Here is a 315-nt window from a genome sequence, read left to right on the forward strand (position 1 = left end):
GTACTGCAATCTTCGATGGCTGGGGTACCTGGATTCGAACCAGGGAATGCCGGTATCAAAAACCGGTGCCTTACCGCTTGGCGATACCCCAATACCGCGGAGAACCGCAAAATCGAAGAAATATGGCTGGGGTACCTGGATTCGAACCAGGGAATGCCGGTATCAAAAACCGGTGCCTTACCGCTTGGCGATACCCCATCCGTGCAACGCTTACCCGGGAATGGTGCGGGAGGCGAGACTTGAACTCGCACACCTTGCGGCGCCAGAACCTAAATCTGGTGCGTCTACCAATTTCGCCACTCCCGCAAAAAAAGA

3 tRNA genes are annotated in these 315 nt (G+C 54.9%); all 3 read right to left on the bottom strand.

The features are described from left to right. Positions 1 to 16: 16 nt before the first annotated feature. The 3 genes from C5687_RS24440 to C5687_RS24450 all read right to left on the bottom strand — a co-directional run bounded on the left by C5687_RS24440 (position 17) and on the right by C5687_RS24450 (position 306). Positions 17 to 91: transfer RNA gene (locus C5687_RS24440), tRNA-Gln, on the bottom strand. 32 nt (positions 92 to 123) lie between these two features. After that, positions 124 to 198: transfer RNA gene (locus C5687_RS24445), tRNA-Gln, on the bottom strand. A 23-nt stretch (positions 199 to 221) separates the two neighbouring features. Continuing rightward, positions 222 to 306, bottom strand: a tRNA-Leu gene (locus C5687_RS24450). Positions 307 to 315 lie beyond the last annotated feature (9 nt).

Source organism: Enterobacter sichuanensis, from assembly GCF_002939185.1.
In the GTDB taxonomy this organism is placed as follows: domain Bacteria; phylum Pseudomonadota; class Gammaproteobacteria; order Enterobacterales; family Enterobacteriaceae; genus Enterobacter; species Enterobacter sichuanensis.